This is a genomic window from Rothia halotolerans, from assembly GCF_004136635.1.
Classification (GTDB): domain Bacteria; phylum Actinomycetota; class Actinomycetes; order Actinomycetales; family Micrococcaceae; genus Rothia; species Rothia halotolerans.
This window is the reverse complement of record NZ_NOIU01000007.1, coordinates 15,959-32,831: the sequence shown is the minus strand read 5'-3', so window position 1 is coordinate 32,831 and position 16,873 is coordinate 15,959. Positions and strand designations below refer to the sequence as shown.

Below are 16,873 nucleotides of genomic sequence, written 5' to 3'. Positions count from 1 at the left end.
CCCGGTCGTTAAGGCTCTGTGCGCCGATGGTACTGCACCCGTGAGGTGTGTGGGAGAGTAGGACACCGCCGAAAATAATCTTGGTCTTCGGGTCGATCCGCCCAGAGTGGCGGATCCCTGGAGGACCATGTATAATAGAAAAGGTCGAAAACGACGAGTTTTGCCAGCATCTCGGTGCTGAGCTCAAGGTTTTCGGTGGCAATAGCCAGAGGGGTACACCCGGTCCCATTCCGAACCCGGTCGTTAAGGCTCTGTGCGCCGATGGTACTGCACCCGGAAGGTGTGTGGGAGAGTAGGTCGCTGCCGAATTATTCTTCATGAAGGGGCGGATCCAGCAATGGATCCGCCCCTTCTTCGTTTAACCCGCCGGCGTCGCTCTCTCCAGCAGCGGGCGTTCTGGTCGATGGATAGAAGGGGAGCACCATGGAGTCTTCGGAACAGCAGCCGACTGTCCATCGAGGGCACTGGAACGACGTCGCCCCGGCCATCGCCTACGGCGTCGCCCGCCTCCGCTATGCCGTGTACACGATGGAGCAGGGGATCACCGAGGAGGAGGATCTCGACGGCAGGGAGCTCGAGCCCGGAACGCTGATCTACTGGATAGAGCAGGACGGGCTCCCCGTCGCCACCCTGAGGGTGCTGTGCGAGGAGGACGGGTCCCGAGCTGTCGGGAGGGTGGCCACCGCCCGGCCGCATCGGGGGAAGGGGCTGGCGGGCCGGCTGCTCGACGCCGCGCTCCAGGACCATCGGGACTTCACCCTCGAGCTGCACGCCCAGGCCCACCTGGAAGAGTGGTACGGCCGTTTCGGATTCGTCACAGCGGGAGAGGTCTACGAGGAGGCCGGGATCCCCCATATCCCCATGGTGCGGCCGGGCGCCACTGCGACGTCGTGAACTGACTCCGACCGGGCACCCAGGATCCTCTGGGTATATTGAGGGAGGCCGGTCCGTGCTCTCGAGGCGCGGGTCGGCAGAGCTGAGCGGGGAGCCTCTCCGGCCGCCCTGCGTCGGCAGCCCGAGGCGGTGTCCCCGCTTCCCCAGCGGATTCCCCGGCCGAGGCTCCTCCCTCCCGGCCGGTGAACCCGTCCGTGACGATCCCGAGGAGCGCTTCACATGGTCTTCGCCTTCCTGATGTGCCTCCTCTGCTTCCTGATCCCGGGCGGGCTCATGGCCGCCGCCGCCAGGCTCCGCACCTTCGACGTGCTGGCCCTGGCGCCCGCGCTCTCCGTCTTCGCGACGGGGGTCGGCGCCCTCCTGGCGGGGTTTCTGAGGATCCCTTGGTCCTGGTGGGTCCCCTTCGCGGTCGGCGTCGTCTTCGCGGCGCTCCTGCTGCTCCTGCCCTTCCGCAGCCGTCATGGCATCGAGGCGGGGGGCGCCCGTCACCGGGACTGGATCGCCTGGCTGGGCCTGGGGATCGGCGCGGTGATCGGCGTCGTCCAGTCGGTCCGGGCCATCGGAACGCTCTCCAGCATCTCCCAGACCTTCGACAACACCTTCCACCTCAACGCCGTCCGGTACATCGTGGACGAGGGCAACGCCTCCCCGCTGTTCGTCGGCACGCTCAACTCGGGCGGCGAGCCGGGCTTCTACTACCCCTCCACCTGGCACGCCTTCGCCTCCCTCCTCGTCGAGACCTCCGGCGTCAGCATTCCCGAGGCCACCAACGTGGTCACGATCGTCGTCGTCGCCCTGGCCTGGCCCGCGAGCATCCTGTTCCTCATGCGGTCCCTGAGCCCCAACAGGTACTCGTGGCTCGTGGCGGCCGCCCTCTCGGGCGGGTTCGCGGTCTTCCCCACCCTGCTGCTCCAGAACGGGGTGCTCTACTCCAACCTCCTCGGCATGGCCGTACTGCCCGCCGCGCTGGGGCTCATCGTGTGGGTGCTGCGCGGAGGGTCCACGGCCGGGGTCACCCGGGGACAGGGCGTCGTCCTGGGGATCCTGGCCGCCGGAGGGACGGCGCTGGGCCACCCCAACACCGTGATCTCCTTGGTGGCCCTCGCCGTCCCGGCGGTCCTGGCGCGAGTGGTCTGGCTGATCGTGCAGCTGGTCCGACGCCGGGGCGGTAAGTCCGCGTCCGCGCCCGGCCGGGGGCCCGTCCGGCACCTGGTCCTCGAGCTCGTGCTCTTCGCCGCGACCCTCGCAGCGGTGCCGCTCCTCTGGGCCGTCCTGCGGCCGACCACCGTCAAGCCCCGCGACCTGCCCCAGATCCCGGCGGGCGAGGCCGTCCTCCGGGCCCTCGGCACCGCCCCGGTGGGCTACTCGGTCTCCGTCTTCAGCGTGACAGCCATCGTGCTCAGCGCGATCGTGCTCCTCGCCCTCCGCAAGCACGTGTGGCTGGTCCTGGGCTACGCCCTCCTGACGGTCCTGTACGTCGCCGTCGCCTCGTGGCCCTGGGAGATGCGGGACGCCCTCACCGGCGTCTGGTACAACGATCCGTACCGGATCACCGCCCTCTACCCGGTCCTGGCCATCCCGATGATCGGGCTGGCCGTCGGCGAGCTCGTCCGGTTGGTCACGGCCCGCTTCGGGCTGCGCCGCGGGCCCCGGGCCGAGCTGTGGAAGCCTCTCATCGCCGTCGGCTGCGCGGCCCTCCTGACGGTGCCCGCGCTCGGGTCCCGCTCCATGGGCGAAGGGGTGCAGGGGGCCCGGGACCGCTTCGAGATCACGGACGACTCCGAGCTGCTCACCACCGACGAGCTGGCCGTCATCGAGAGCATCCCGGACCTGGTGCCGCCCGAGGACACGGTGCTGGTCAACCCCTGGACCGGCGGGGCGCTCACGTACGCCCTGACGGGCCGGCACCCCAGCTCCTACCATCTGCTCGAGACCCGGCCGCCGCAGATCGACTACCTGGTGCATCACCTCGACGAGGCCTACGCCGATCCCCAGGTGTGCGAGGACGTGCGGGAGAACGACGCGTACTACGTGCTGGACTTCGGGACCCAGGAGATGAACTACGTGACGCACACCGGCGTCTACGGAGGCCTCCTGGGGCTGGAGGAGGCCGGCGTCGCACAGACCGTCCAGCAGGTGGGCGAGGCCAAGCTGCTGCGCGTTACGGCCTGCTCCGAGGAGGCCCCCGCGGCGCTCTAGCCGGGACGCCTCCCGCCGTGCTCTAGGCCGGGAGGCGTCCTACGGCGCTCCAAGCCGGGAAGGAAGCTTGCGCTATGCCGGGCGCCTCCTCGGGCCTGGGCTCCTCGCGGGGCCCGGCGCCGAGCGGCCTCACTCCTGCTGGCTGGTCAGCGGGGCGGCCACGTCCTCCAGCGACTTCCGCTCCGCGCGCACCCCGAGGAAGAACGCGATGACGCCCGCCGCCAGCATCAGCAGCGCGCCGATGGTGAAGGCCAGCGCGGTGTCGAAGGGGTCCCCGGTCTCGACCATCTTGGCGAACAGCAGGGGCCCGCTGATGCCGCCGGCGGCGGTGCCGATCGCGTAGAAGAAGGCGATGGCCAGCGCCCGGGTCTCCATGGGGAAGACCTCGGAGACCGTCAGGTACGCCGAGCTCGCCCCCGCCGAGGCGAAGAACAGCGCCACGCACCAGCACGCCGTCAGCGTCGTGGCCGTGAGCAGACCGGCGTTGAAGATCCACGCCGTACCCAGCAGGATCGCCCCGGAGAGCACGTAGGTCCCGGCGATCATCGGCCGCCGTCCCCAGGTGTCGAAGAAGCGCGAGAGCACCAGGGGCCCGATGAAGTTCCCCGCCGCGATGACGGCGTAGTAGTACCCCGTGCTGCCGGAGGGGACGTCGAAGAAGGTCGCGAGGATCGTCGCGTAGCCGAAGGTGATCGAGTTGTAGAGGAACGCCTGGCCGATGAACAGGGAGAAGCCCAGGACCGCGCGCTTGGGGTAGGAGCGGAACATGGTGCCGGCGATCTCTCCGAAGCCGATGGAGTGCCGCTGCCGGATCGTGATGGATCCCTCCGCGGGCTCCAGGTCCTTGCCCGTCTCCCGCTGGACGGTCTGCTCGATCCCGCTCACGATGCGCTCGGCCTCCTCCTCCCGGCCGTGGATGAAGAGCCATCGCGGGCTCTCCGGGACGGCCCGGCGCACCAGCAGGATGACCAGGCCCAGGACCAGGCCCAGCCCGAAGGTCAGCCGCCAGCCGATGTCCACGGGGAAGAGGGCGGTGTTCAGGGCCGGGATCGACAGCAGCGAGCCGCCCACGGCGCCGAGCCAGAACGTCCCGTTGATGATGATGTCGATGCGGCCCCGGTGCTGGGCGGGGATGAGCTCGTCGACGGCGGAGTTGATCGCCGCGTACTCGCCGCCGATGCCCGCGCCGGTCAGGAACCGGAAGATGAAGAACATCCAGGCCTCCGTGGCGAGGCCGGTGCACGCCGTCGCCACCAGGTAGACGGCCAGCGTGATCATGAACAGCTTCTTCCGCCCCAGCCGGTCCGTCAGGTAGCCGAAGAACAGCGCGCCCAGACAGGCTCCCAGGACGTAGAGCGCCGCACCCGTACCAGAGGCCTGGGCGTCGGTGATGGCGATGCCGCTGCCCGGCTCCGACAGCCGGGTGGTGACGTTGCCGACGATCGTCACCTCGAGGCCGTCGAGGATCCACACGGTCCCCAGGCCGATCAGGATGCGCAGGTGCCATCGTGACCAGGGCAGCCGGTCCAGGCGGGCCGGGATGTCGGTGGTGATGGTCTTCAACTCGGTGCGCGACATCGCGACTCCTGACGGCTCTCGACTCGATCTTCCCGGAAGAACATCCGTGTGATGAGGCTAACTCCGGCGGAGGAGGGCCTACAAGAGGGCCGGAAGCGGATTCAGCCGGCGTGCCGGTCCGCGACCTCCAGGGCGGCGTCGAGGATCTCCAGCCCGCGGCGGGCCTCCGCCTCCTCGATGTTCAGCGGCGGGACCACGTGGATCCGGTTGTAGTTGGCGAACGGGAGCACCCCGCGGGACTTCAGCTCCGCGACCACCTCGTTCATGGCCGCCGAGGAGCCGCCGTAGGGGGCCAGCGGCTCCCGGGTCTCCCGGTCCTTCACCAGCTCCACCGCCCAGAAGCAGCCCAGCCCGCGCGTCTCGCCCACCGAACGGTGCCGCTGCGCGATCTCAGCCAGTCCCGGGCCGAGGACGTTCTCGCCCAGCCAGGCCGCGTGCTCGACCATGCCCTCGTCCCTCATGGCGTTGATCGTCGCCACGGCGGCCCCGCAGGCCAGCGGGTGCCCCGAGTACGTCAGCCCGCCCGGGTAGGGCCGGTCCCTGAACGTCTCGTAGACCGCATCCGAGATGGCGACGCCGCCCAGCGGCACGTACCCCGAGGTGACCCCCTTGGCGAAGGTCATCAGGTCCGGCTCGACGTCCCAGTGGTCCACCGAGAACCACCGGCCCGAGCGGCCGAATCCCGCCATCACCTCGTCGGCGATGTACACGATGCCGTACTTCCGGGTCAGCTCGCGCACGCCCGCCATGTACCCGGGCGGGGGCACGTAGATCCCCGCGGTGCCCGGGATCGACTCGAGGATCAGCGCCGCGAGGGTCTCCGGGCCCTCCAGCAGGATCGTGTCCTCCAGGTGCCGCAGGGCCCGCTCGGTCTCCTCCTCCGCCGTGGCGGAGCCGAAGTAGGAGCGGTAGGGGTAGGCGGGCATGAAGCGGACGACGCCGGCGTCGCCGTGGTCGTTGGCGAACCGGCGGGGGTCCCCGGTGAGGTTGATCGCCAGGTCCGTGCCGCCGTGGTAGCTGCGGTAGGCGGAGAGGACCTTACGGCGGCCGGTGTGCAGGCGGGCCATGCGCACGGCGTGCTCCACGGCGTCGGCGCCGGCGTTGGTGAAGAAGACGTGGTCCAGGTCCCCGGGCGTCAGCTCCGCGATCAGCCGGGCGGCCTCCGAGCGGGCCGGGTTCGCGTGGGCCGGGGCGATGGTGCACATCTTCCGGGCCTGCTCGGCGATGGCCTCCACGACCTTGGGGTGCTGGTGGCCGATGTTGGTGTTGACCATCTGCGAGGAGAAGTCGATCAGCCGGCGGCCCTGCCCGTCCCACACGTGGGAGCCCTCGGAGCGGGTGATCACCATCGGCTCGAACCCGCCCTGGGCGACCCACGAGTGGAAGACGTGCTCCCGGTCCAGCGCGTACGCGCGCCGCCCCTCCTCCAGCAGCTCCGCGCTGACCTCGGTCCCCGTCCCGGTGGTGCTCATGGCGCCCCGTCCCTTCCGCCGCGTGTGAGAAGCTCGTCCGGCGGGACCCGGATCCCCGCGGCCCGCCGTGCACACCAGACTACTCCGGGGCCGCCCCGGGTGAGCCCGGTTGTGAGGGAACGTTCGAGAACGGGCACTACAATTGGGACGGTTTGGTCCGAGACCCCGCCGAAGACCCCCGACGATCGGAGTCCCTGTAGACATGGAATGGCTGACCCTCGCGCTCCCGATGGCGTGGTGCCTCCTGCTCCTCCTGGTCCCCGGCGGCCTGGTGACGCTCTCGGTGCGGGTGCGCGGGTTCGACGCCGTCGCGCTGGCTCCCGCCGTCTCCATCGCCCTCGTCGCGGTCTCCGCGATCGCGGCGCCGATGCTCGGGATCCGCTGGTCCTGGTGGGTCCCGCTGGCGGCGGGCGCGGTCACGGCGGTGGTCGCCGGCCTGATCGCGTGGGCCCTGCGCCGCTGGGGCCTCGCCGACTTCCCCGTGCCGCGTGCCGCCCCGCCGGGCAGGCCCGTGGCCGCCGAGGCCGTCTCCCGCCGCGGGGGCGCGACGGCTCGGGAGCGCCGGACGGACGGGGACCTCGCCGACGACGCCGGGACCCCCTCCGCGGGCTCCCCGGCCGCCGGCCCGCTGCCGCCCTCCCGCTGGTTCTCCCGGGAGCAGGGCGCCTACTGGGTCGCCCTGGTCCTGGCCGCCGCGATGATGCTGCGGCAGCTGACCAACGCGGTGGGCGCGCCGGGCTGGTTCTCGCAGACCTTCGACAACAACTTCCACCTCAACGCGGTGCGCTACATCGCGGAGACCGGGAACGGCTCCTCGCTGAGCGTCTCCGAGATGACCTCCGGCGGCACCCCGGCCACGTTCTACCCGGCGGCCTGGCACGACGTCGTCGCCCTGCTGTTCAACGGACCCGGAGCGAGCACGGTCCCCGAGGCCACCAACGCCATGATCCTCGTGGTGGGCGCGGTGGTCTGGCCGCTCAGCATCCTCTTCCTCCTGCGCTCGACGATGCGCTTCAACCTGCCCACCGTGCTGGTCTCCGCGGCCGTGCTGGCCGGCTTCAGCGCGTTCCCGCTGCTGCTGATCTTCTTCGGCGTGCTGTACCCCAACTTCCTGGGGCTGGCGCTGGTGCCGGCGGGGCTCGGCGTCGCGCTCAACCTCTTCCGTGTGGGCGGGGCACGGCGCCTCAGCACGGCGCAGGCGGTGCTGATCGGGGTGCCGGCGGCGCTGGGGATCGCGCTCGCGCACCCCAACGCGCTGATGTCCCTGCTGGTCATGGCGCTGCCGATCATCGTGATCCGGGGAGCGCTGCAGATCTGGGCCGCGGTCCGCGGCAACGTCGCGGTGTGGCTCGGCGTGGTGCAGGCGGTCCTGGCGGCCGCGCTGGTGGGCGCGGTGTGGATCCTGTGGGGGATCGTCCGCCCCGAGGAGGGCGCCGCCACCTGGGAGCCGGCCGCGAGCGACAGCCAGGCCTTCGGGGAGGCGCTGCTCAACAGCCCGCTGAGCCTCACCCCCGCGCAGTGGGCGGTCTCGATCCTCGTCTTCCTGGGGATCGCCGCGGTGCTCGCCACCCGGCGGAGCCTGTGGGCGCTGCTGACCTTCGGCGTCGTGGTCTACTTCTACGTCGCGGTGCGCTACCTGGACTGGGACCAGGACCGGATGTGGGTGACCGGGGTCTGGTACAACGACCCCTACCGCCTCGCCGCCCTGGTGCCGCTCGCGGCGATCCCGCTGGCAGTACTCGGGGTGCAGTGGGTCTCCCAGGCGATCCTCGACTCGCGGCCCGCCCGGCGCCTGGGCGGGGCGCGGGAGCCGTGGACCCGGGGCGCGCGCAGCGGCCGCGTCGCGCTCGGCCTCGGCGTGGTCGCTCTGGTGCTGGCCGTCGGCGCGACCCAGTTCTCCCGGCCGATCAGCGTCATGATGGACAACGCCTACTGGACGTACTACCCCGGCGAGGACGCCCCGCTGGTGGACGCGGACGAGCTCGACGTCCTGGAGAACCTCGACGACCACGTGCCGGAGGACGCGACCGTGGTGGTCAACCCCTGGACCGGCGGCTCGCTCGCCTACGCGCTGGCCGACCGCGAGGTCACCGCACACCACACCCTCTACACCAAGACCGCCGAGGACGACGTCCTGGACGGCTACCTCAACCGGGCCGCCACCGATCCCCGGGTGTGCGACGTCGTGGAGGACCTCGACGCGTACTACGTCCTCGACTTCGGGGACCAGGAGATCAACGGCGGCTACCACCTGGGCGCATACCAGGGCCTGCAGGACCTCGAGGAGGACGGCGTCGCCGAGACCGTGTACGGCTCGGGCGATGCCAAGCTCCTCGAAGTCACCGCATGCCGGTAGCCCCCAGCCCCGAACGGTAGGCTAGGACCACTATGGCGAACTCGATCGACGCGTCCCCGGCGCTGAGCTGCCTCATCATCATGCCCGCGTGGAATGAGGAGGAGGTCATCGGCTCCACCATCCGGGAGCTCCTCTCCACCATGCCCGGCTACGACCTGCTCGTGGTCGACGACGGCTCCACCGACAGCACGGCCCGCACGGCCCGCGCGGTCGGCGCCGACGTCCTGCAGCTGCCCTACAACATGGGCGTGGGCGGGGCGATGCGCGCCGGCTACAAGTACGCGGCCCGCCTGGGCTACGACAGGACCATCCAGGTCGACGCCGACGGGCAGCACGACCCGCGCGACATCGAGCGCGTCCTGCAGGGCCTGGAGCACGCCGACATCTCGATCGGCGCGCGCTTCGCCGAGCGCGGCAGCTACAAGGCCAGCGGCCCCCGCAAGTGGGCGATGAACCTGCTGGCCAACATGTTCTCCCGCGTCGCCGGGACGCGGCTGACCGACGTCACCAGCGGCTTCCGGGCGGGCAACCGACGGGCCATCGCCCAGTACTGCCGGTACTTCCCCGCGGAGTACCTCGGGGACACCATCGACTCGCTGGCCATGGCCCTGCGGGCGGGCCTCACGGTCACCCAGGTTCCCGTGGAGATGCGGGCCCGGCAGGCGGGGACGCCCTCCAACAACCCGGCCAAGGCGGCCATCTACCTGGTGCGGTCCATCTTCTCCTTCCTGCTCTCGATGACCCGCCGCCGCGTCACGCTCACCGAGGAACCGGGAGGTAGGGAATGACCGTCTCCACCGTCTTCTTCCTGATCATCGGGCTGGTCATCGTCTTCTCGGTGATCCGCCTGGTGCGCAACCTGAAGCTGCGCGAGAAGTACGCCGCGCTGTGGCTGCTGACCGGCGTCGTGATCGTGATCCTGATGCTCTTCCCGCGGCTGCTGGACTGGCTCGCGCGAGTGGTCGGCGTCGTGACGCCGGTGAACCTGCTCTTCCTGATCTCGATCCTGCTGCTGCTCGGCGTCTGCCTGCACCTCTCCCTGGAGATCTCTCGGCTCGAGGGGGAGACCCGCGTGCTCGCGGAGGAGGCCGCCATCCAGCGCTCGCTGCTGGACCGGCAGCTGGAGCGGATCAGCCGCGACCGCAACCCCACCTCCTCGCTGCCCCGGCTCACCCTCCCCGAGGGGGAGGACGAGGAGCCCGCGGAGGCCGAGGGGCCGGGGGACGACGCCGGCCCGTCCCCGTCCCGCCCGGCGGATCCCCCGCGCGGCCAGGCCTCGCCCCGCTCCGCGGAGTCCCCGCGCGACCCGGCCCCGGCCGCCTCAGACGCATCCGGCTCCGCGCCGGAGACCGACCCCGGCGAGCGGCACGACCGCCGCGACCGCCCCGACCCCCGTGACCGCCCCGACCCGACGGAGAAACCATGACCGTTGACATCCTCTTCCCCTACTACGGCGACGTCGCCCTCATGAAGCAGGCGGTCCGCTCCGTCCTGGGCCAGACCAGCAGGGACTGGCGCCTGATCGTCGTCGACGACGGCTACCCCGACGACTCGATCCCCGGCTGGTTCGAGTCCCTGCAGGACGAGCGGGTGACCTACCTGCGCAACGAGGAGAACCTCGGTGCCAACGGCAACTACCGCAAGTGCCTGACCTTCGTGGAGAACGACCTCGTGGTGGTGATGGGCGCCGACGACGTCATGATGCCCAACTACGTGGAGTGGTTCGTCCAGGCGGCCGAGGAGCACCCCGAGGCCGGCATCTTCCAGCCCGGCGTCTTCGTGATCGACGAGAACAACGCGCCATCCAACACGCTGGTCGAGAAGACCAAGGCCTTCTACCGCCCCAACGGGACCACCGTGCTGAAGGGCGAGGAGCTGGCGGTCTCGATCCTGCGCGGCGACTGGCTGTACTTCCCCTCCCTGGGGTGGCGCGCCGAGACCATCGTGGGCCTGGGCTTCCGCGAGGGGCTCGACGTCGTGCAGGACATGTGCCTGGTCATGGACGTGGCGATGTCCGGCGGGGCCCTGTTCTACGACGAGACCGCGGCCTTCCTCTACCGCCGCCACCGGGCCTCCGACTCCTCCTGGCGCGCGCTCGACGGGACCCGCTTCGACGAGGAGCGCCGGTTCTTCGAGACGATGGCCGAGGAGATGGGCGCCCTGGGCTGGAAGAGGGCGGCCGCCGTGGCGAAGCTGCACCTCTCCTCGCGCCTGCACGCGGCCACCCTGCTGCCCAAGGCCGCGAAGATCAAGAACTGGGACGGGGTCAGGAACCTGGCCTCGCATCTGGTCAAGTAGGGGCGGCGGTGACCGATACGGGGAGCGGGGAGCCGGCGCTCGTGGGGGAGTCCGAGGTCTCCCCGGAGCGCCGGGGGATCACCAAGCGGGAGTCGCTGGGGATCCTGATCTCCTCGGTGGTCGCGGCGGCCTCGACCTTCGGCGTGACCGTGATCGTCGCGAAGTCCCTGACGACGCAGGAGTCCACCCAGTTCCAGAGCGTCTTCTGGGCGGTGCTCTTCGGCTGCTACGGGATCGTGGCGGGCATCCAGCAGGAGACGACCCGGGCGGTGGGGGCGGCAGCGCTCGCACCCGCCGCCGTCTCCGGAGGGAGCCGCACCGGTGCCCGCGTCGCCGGCGTCGCCGCGAGCTTCGGCGTGGTGGTGGCGGTCCTCGTCGCGCTCTCCTCGTTCCTCTGGGCTCCCGGCCTTCTTCCGACGGGCACCACATGGGCGATCATCGTGCTCTGCGTCGGCGTCGGCCTCTACGCGATGCACTCGGCCATGAGCGGCGCTGCGGCGGGTCTCAGCCGCTGGTACCTCTTCGCCGGGCTCGGGGGAGGGGAGGCGGCCTGGCGGATCGCCGCGATGGCCGTGGTAGCGCTCTCCATGGCCTCCATCGGCGGCTTCGAGGCGGCCGCTGTCTCCCCGGTGATCGTGTGGGTGCTCTTCGCGCTCCTCTCCCGCCGGGGGTGGGAGGCCTTCGCCGCCCGGGCCGATGTGGGGGCCGGCCGGCTGGCGAGGAACTACCTCTTCGCGATGGGGTCCTCCGCCGGATCGGCCGTGCTGATGACCGGCTTCCCGGTGGTCCTGGCCGTCACGCACGGGGTGAACGACGTAGCCCTGGGCGCCCTGGTCTACGCCATCGGCGTGACCCGCTCTCCGATCATGATCCCCCTGCAGGCCTTCCAGGGCGTCGCGATCTCCGCTTTCCTCAAGCAGCGCCACCGGCCGGTCGCCGCCATGGCCAAGCCCGCCCTCGTCCTGCTGGGGGTGGGCCTGGTGGGAGCCCTCCTGGCGTGGCTCATCGGGCCCTGGCTCTACGATCTGATCTACAGCGAGTACAGCGGCATGATGAGCGGGCCCGTGCTGGGCCTGCTCACCTTCGGCTCCGCCGTCATGGCCCTGCTCGTGCTCTCGGGGACGGCGACGCTCGCCCTGAACGCCCATCGCGTCTACACCGCCGGCTGGGTGGTCGCCGCGCTGACCGCCCTCGGGCTCCTGTTCCTTCCCCTGGATCTGATCCCCCGGACGCTGATCGCGCTCTACGCGGGCCCGGCCGTCGGCTTCGCCGTGCACCTGGCCGGGATGGTGCTGGTGATGAGGCGCCGGGCCTGAGGGGCTCCTCGCCGGCCCTGATCCTCGCGTCATAGCGGCCGTCTCGGCCTCCCCACGACGCCGTCCCGGACGGCACCAGGCCGGCTGAGTTCGGCATGTGAACCTTCGTTCGCCGTGTGTTCCGCATCACTCGTACGCTGATCGGAGCACTCGGCCGGATCCCCCGGATCCGTGCCGTGCGCGCACCATGGATCCCGACGGCGGGAGCCCGCCGCTCGTCCGGGGTCCCGCCGCCCCGAACGAAGGTCGTCCCATGAGCGATTCCCCCGCGCCCGCCGAGGCGCCCCTGCCCCAGAAGTCGCCGCGGCGCGCCGCGCTGGCCAGCTGGATCGGCTCCGCGCTGGAGTACTACGACTTCGCGGTCTACGGCACCGCCGCCGCGATCGTCCTGAACCGCATCTTCTTCCCCGAGGACGACGCCGCCGCGGGCATCCTCAAGTCGATGGGCGTCGTCGGCGTCGCCTACGTCGTCCGGCCCTTCGGCGCGCTGATCCTCGGCCCGCTCAGCGACCGGCTCGGCCGGAAGTTCGTGCTGATGATGACGCTGTTCCTGATCGGCGGCGCGACCTTCGCGATCGGCTGCCTCCCCACCTACGAGCAGGTCGGCGTGCTCGCGCCCATCCTGATGATCGTCTGCCGCGTGGTGCAGGGCATCTCCGCCTCCGGGGAGCAGGCCTCGGCGATCTCGATGTCGCTCGAGCACTCCCACGACCGACGCCGCAGCCTCACCACCAGCTGGACCCTGCAGGGCACCCAGTTCGGCTCGCTCCTGGCCACCGCGGTCTTCATCCCCTTCGCCGCGCTCCCGGAGGAGCAGCTGCTCAGCTGGGGCTGGCGGGTGCCGTTCTGGCTCTCCGCGGTCGTGGTGGTCGCGGCCTACATCATCCGGCGCAAGCTGGAGGAGCCGCCGGCCTTCGAGAAGCAGGGCCGCGAGGAGTCGGTGCTGGACCGCAGCACCCCGCTGGGCATCACCTTCCGCTACCACAAGGCCGCGATCCTGCGGGTCGCGGCGTGCGCCCTGGTCAACACGATCAACGTCGCCTTCACCGTCTGGGCGATCTCCTACGCCACCAACGGCGTCGGGATCGAGCGCTCCACGATGCTGCTGGTCCCGGTGGTCTCCAACACCGTGGGGCTGCTGGCCATCCCGCTGGCGGCCGTGCTCTCGGACCGGATCGGCCGCAAGCCGGTGTTCATGGCCGGCGCGGTGCTCTCCGGGCTCACGATGTTCCCGTTCCTGTGGGCGGTGACCGAGCAGAACATCCCGCTGCTGTTCGTCTTCGGCGCCCTGATGCACGGCGGCTTCTACTCGCTGGCCAACGCCACCTGGCCGGCCTTCTACGCCGAGATGTTCCCGACGCCGGTCCGCAGCACCGGGCTGGCGCTGGGCACGCAGGTCGGCTTCGCGGTCTCCGGCGGCTTCGTCCCGGTCATCGCGGCCTCCCTGAATGGTCCCGACATGGGCAACTGGATCGCCCCTGCGGTCTTCGTCCTGCTCGTCGGGGTGGGGGTCGCGATCGTCGCGGCCACCGCCAAGGAGACGGCGCAGCGCTCGCTGGAGTCCATCGACAGCCTGCACATGGGCCGCACCGAGGCCCTCGAGATCGTCCGCCTGGAGAAGCGCGAGGGCGGCGGCGCGACGACGACTGTGAAGGTCCCCGAGGAGAGCTGACCCCGCGCCGCGCGGCGCATCCGGTCCGTCGAGGCGGGCACCCGACGTCGGGTGCCCGCCTTCGCCTCGTCCGGGCGACGCCGGGCGGCGGCCTGCGCGGGCCGCTGTGGCCGGGGACCCCGAGGGGCCCGGTGGAATCGGCTCAGCCGAGCTCCGTGCGGCGGGTGTACTGGCTGGCCATCCGCACCGGCGCGTTGGGCGCCCCGTAGCCGGCGTAGCCCTCCAGGCGCTGCACCACCTCGAAGAACACGCTGCCGACCGTCTGCGTGTAGAAGTGCAGGAACTCGCCGTGCTCGTCCCGGTCGTAGAGCAGGTCCAGCGCCGCGAGGCGGGCGACGAAGCCCTCGTCGAGCCCGAAACGGGCGCGCAGGTCGTCGTAGTAGTTGCCCGGGACGCTCAGCGGCCGGAGTCCCGAGGCGCGCACCCGGCGGGCCAGGCTCACGACGTCGTCGCACGCGAAGGCCACATGCTCCACCTCGGGCTCCACCCGCAGGTCCGGCGCGACGTTGAGCGGCAGCCGGACCGTCCCGCTGCTGTTGTGGACCACCTGCGAGCTGACCAGGCCGGTGGGGCCGGGGACGTCCTGGGAGGGCTGGACCCGCAGGCCCAGCGCCGCCCGGAAGAACAGCACGGACTCGGGGTAGTGGTGCCGCGGCTGGGCGAGGTTGACGTGGTCGATGCCGGTGATGAGGCCGGGACCGCCCCCGGAGCCGGCCCGCTCCTCGGCGTCCCCGACGGCGTCGAGCCCGCCCAGTGCGGCGGCCCCCGCCGCGGTCCGCCCGCCGCGGCCCGGGGCGGAGAACTCCTCGATCCAGCGCGCCCCGCCGTCGGCCTCCGGCGGGCAGAGGAAGACCTCGGTCCCGTCGGGGGCGAGGTAGGCGGCGAACTCCTGCTCGCCCCGGCCGGTCAGGCGCGGCACGGCGGGCACGCGCAGGGCGTCCGCCCGGGCGGCGGCCGCGGCGGCGTCGGGCAGCTCGAACCCCAGCGAGGCGATGCTGGGGGCGTCCGCGGCCCGGGGCTCCTCGTTGATCACCACGCGCGCGCCGCCCTGCTCCCACAGCTGCACGGGCTTGCTCGCGTGCCGGCCGCGGTAGCTGAAGCCCAGGTGGTCCAGCAGCGCCTCGACCTGCTCGGTCCGCTGGCCCCGGACCTCGGCCCAGGTGATGGAGTTCGGCGGCTCGGCCTCGGGCAGGCGGGTCAGCTCGCCCAGGCGCGCGGCGGCGCGGCGGGCGACGGCGTCCTCCGCCGCGGCGCGGCCGGCGTCCTCCGCGCCCGTCCCCTCGAGCTCCCGCGCGGTCCGGTCCTGCAGCCAGCGCAGCGAGCGCAGGGCGTCCACGGCCGTGCGGTAGACGTTGGTCTGGCGGAAGGAGTCGTTGAAGACCTCCAGCGAGAGCGGCCCGGCGTACCCGCCGGCCAGCAGCCTCACCATGAAGCCCTCGAGATCGAACCCTCCCTCGCCGGGGAAGACCCGGAAGTGGCGGGACCAGGAGAGCACGTCCAGGGACATCAGCGGGGCGTCGGCGAGCTGGACGAAGAAGACCTTCTCCCCGGGGATCCGGGCCACGGCGTCGGTGGGCCAGCCGCGGGAGAGGATGTGGAAGGTGTCGAGGCAGATGCCCAGGTTGGGCCGGTCGGCGGCCTCCACGAGCCGCCAGGAGTGCTCGAAGTCGTTCACGTACCGGCCCCAGGCCAGCGCCTCGTAGGCCAGCCGGACGCCGTAGCCGGCGGCGACGTCGGCCAGGCGGCCGAGCTGCTCGGCCATCACGGCGTCCTCGCCCACGGTCGCGGTGCCCACGTTGGAGCACACCAGCATCAGGTCCATGCCCACCCGGCCCATGAGCGCGAACTTGGCCTCGGCCCGGCGCAGGGAGTCCCGGAACTCCTCCTCGGTGGTGCCCTCGACGTCGCGGAAGGGCTGGTACAGGTCCAGGGTGAGGCCGAGCTCGGCGGCGTAGTCCCGGATCCGCTCGGGGGACTCCGGCGCGACGACGAGGTCCTGCTCGAAGATCTCGACGCCGTCGAAGCCCGCGGCCGCGGCGGCCCGGAGCTTCTGGCGGAGGGTCCCGGAGAGGCAGACGGTGGCGATGGAGGTTCTCATGGGGTTCCTTCCGGACGGGACGGCGGGTGAGATGACGGGGGGCTGACTGGCCGGCGTCGGCCCTACGCGGCGCCCACGCCCTGCTGGAGGCCCACCAGCCGCTCGAAGTGGCGGCGTAGGCGGACGGGGTCCGGCCGGATGCCGGTGATGAGCTCGAAGGCGTCCACCGCCTGGCCGACCAGCATGTGCCCGCCCGGCAGCACGGCGCAGCCGAGGTCCCGGGCGCGGCGGATCAGCTCCGTCTCCTGGGGGAGGTAGATGATGTCGGCGACCCACAGGCCCGGGTGCAGCAGCTCCAGGTCCACCGGGGCGCCGGGATGGATGTGCATGCCGATGGGGGAGGCGTTGACCAGGCCGTCCGCGGTGCTCAGGGCCTCCGGGAGCTCGGCGGGGGCCAGCGGCACCACCCGGGCGGCGGGGAAGCGCTCGCCCAGCTCGGCGGCGCGGGCCGCGGCGCGGCCGGGGTCAAGGTCGTGGAGGCGCAGCTCGGATGCCCCCGCCGCGAGGAGCGCGTGGGCCGTGGCGGAACCGGCCCCTCCCACGCCCAGCTGGACGACGGCGCCGAGGTCGGCCCCGGGCAGCCCCTCCCGCAGCGCGGAGGCGAAGCCCGTCAGGTCGGTGTTGTGCCCCTCGGTGCGGCCGTCGCGGAACAGGACGGTGTTCACCGCGCCCAGCTCCGCGGCGGCGGGTGCCACGGCGTCGAGGTGGGGGATGACGATCTGCTTGGCGGGGTGGGTGATGTTGAAGGCGGAGAAGCCGAGGTCGAAGCCCGCGCGCATCAGGGCCGGCACGTCGTCGTGCCCGGCGCCGATCCGCGAGAGGTCCACGGGGCGGTAGAGGTAGCGCAGGCCGTGGTGGTCCGCCTCCTCCTCGTGCAGCGGGGGCGTCAGGGAGGCGGTGATGCCGTCCCCGATCAGTCCCACCAGGTACGACTCGCCGCGGCGGCTCATGGCTCTCCTTCGTGTGCTCCGGGTGCGCGGTGGGGGTCTC

General features: G+C 71.7%; 12 protein-coding genes and 1 rRNA gene. 9 read left to right on the top strand and 4 right to left on the bottom strand.

The window, feature by feature from the left end; all coding sequences use genetic code 11:
• Positions 1-191: 191 nt before the first annotated feature.
• From rrf to EWV39_RS14270, 3 genes are all read left to right on the top strand, one after another.
• Positions 192-309 (top strand): 5S ribosomal RNA (rrf, locus tag EWV39_RS13680).
• Positions 310-423: 114 nt separating this feature from the next.
• Positions 424-894 (top strand): GNAT family N-acetyltransferase, encoded by a 471-nt coding sequence (locus EWV39_RS13675; RefSeq protein WP_129661554.1) that lies wholly within the window; start codon positions 424-426, stop codon positions 892-894.
• 219 nt (positions 895-1,113) lie between these two features.
• Positions 1,114-3,093, top strand: a complete 1,980-nt coding sequence (locus tag EWV39_RS14270) for a DUF6541 family protein (RefSeq protein WP_129661551.1) — start codon at positions 1,114-1,116, stop codon at positions 3,091-3,093.
• Between the two features lie 129 nt (positions 3,094-3,222).
• Here EWV39_RS14270 and EWV39_RS13665 read toward each other — a convergent pair whose 3' ends face one another.
• Positions 3,223-4,671, bottom strand: a complete 1,449-nt coding sequence (locus EWV39_RS13665; RefSeq protein ID WP_129661548.1) for an MFS transporter — start codon at positions 4,669-4,671, stop codon at positions 3,223-3,225.
• A gap of 101 nt (positions 4,672-4,772) precedes the next feature.
• The gene (locus EWV39_RS13660; protein WP_129661545.1) at positions 4,773-6,143 is read right to left on the bottom strand and encodes an aspartate aminotransferase family protein; all 1,371 of its coding nucleotides are present in this window, start codon (positions 6,141-6,143) and stop codon (positions 4,773-4,775) included.
• 202 nt (positions 6,144-6,345) lie between these two features.
• Here EWV39_RS13660 and EWV39_RS13655 point away from each other — a divergent pair, with 202 nt between their 5' ends.
• From EWV39_RS13655 to EWV39_RS13630, 6 genes are all read left to right on the top strand, one after another.
• Entirely contained in the window at positions 6,346-8,499 is a 2,154-nt protein-coding gene (locus tag EWV39_RS13655) for a DUF6541 family protein (protein WP_129661542.1), read from the top strand.
• 32 nt (positions 8,500-8,531) lie between these two features.
• Entirely contained in the window at positions 8,532-9,287 is a 756-nt protein-coding gene (locus tag EWV39_RS13650) for a glycosyltransferase family 2 protein (RefSeq protein WP_238148375.1), read from the top strand.
• On the top strand, positions 9,284-9,925 hold the full coding sequence (locus tag EWV39_RS13645) for a DUF2304 domain-containing protein (protein ID WP_129661538.1): 642 nt from the start codon (positions 9,284-9,286) through the stop codon (positions 9,923-9,925). The genes EWV39_RS13650 and EWV39_RS13645 overlap by 4 nt, the downstream gene beginning before the upstream one ends.
• Positions 9,922-10,797 carry a glycosyltransferase family 2 protein gene (locus EWV39_RS13640; RefSeq protein ID WP_129661535.1) on the top strand — a complete coding sequence of 292 codons (876 nt, stop codon included), beginning with the start codon at positions 9,922-9,924 and terminating at the stop codon, positions 10,795-10,797. The genes EWV39_RS13645 and EWV39_RS13640 overlap by 4 nt, the downstream gene beginning before the upstream one ends.
• 8 nt (positions 10,798-10,805) lie before the next feature.
• Entirely contained in the window at positions 10,806-12,113 is a 1,308-nt protein-coding gene (locus EWV39_RS13635) for a hypothetical protein (protein WP_238148374.1), read from the top strand.
• Positions 12,114-12,366: 253 nt separating this feature from the next.
• A complete protein-coding gene (locus tag EWV39_RS13630; protein WP_129661531.1) occupies positions 12,367-13,785 on the top strand; it encodes an MFS transporter in 1,419 nt (472 codons plus the stop codon).
• Between the two features lie 142 nt (positions 13,786-13,927).
• Here the strand turns inward: EWV39_RS13630 and EWV39_RS13625 are convergent, their stop codons facing one another.
• Both EWV39_RS13625 and EWV39_RS13620 read right to left on the bottom strand, forming a co-directional pair.
• The gene (locus tag EWV39_RS13625; protein WP_129661528.1) at positions 13,928-15,883 is read right to left on the bottom strand and encodes a sugar phosphate isomerase/epimerase and 4-hydroxyphenylpyruvate domain-containing protein; all 1,956 of its coding nucleotides are present in this window, start codon (positions 15,881-15,883) and stop codon (positions 13,928-13,930) included.
• Positions 15,884-15,945: 62 nt separating this feature from the next.
• Entirely contained in the window at positions 15,946-16,833 is an 888-nt protein-coding gene (locus tag EWV39_RS13620; RefSeq protein ID WP_129661525.1) for a shikimate dehydrogenase, read from the bottom strand.
• Positions 16,834-16,873 lie beyond the last annotated feature (40 nt).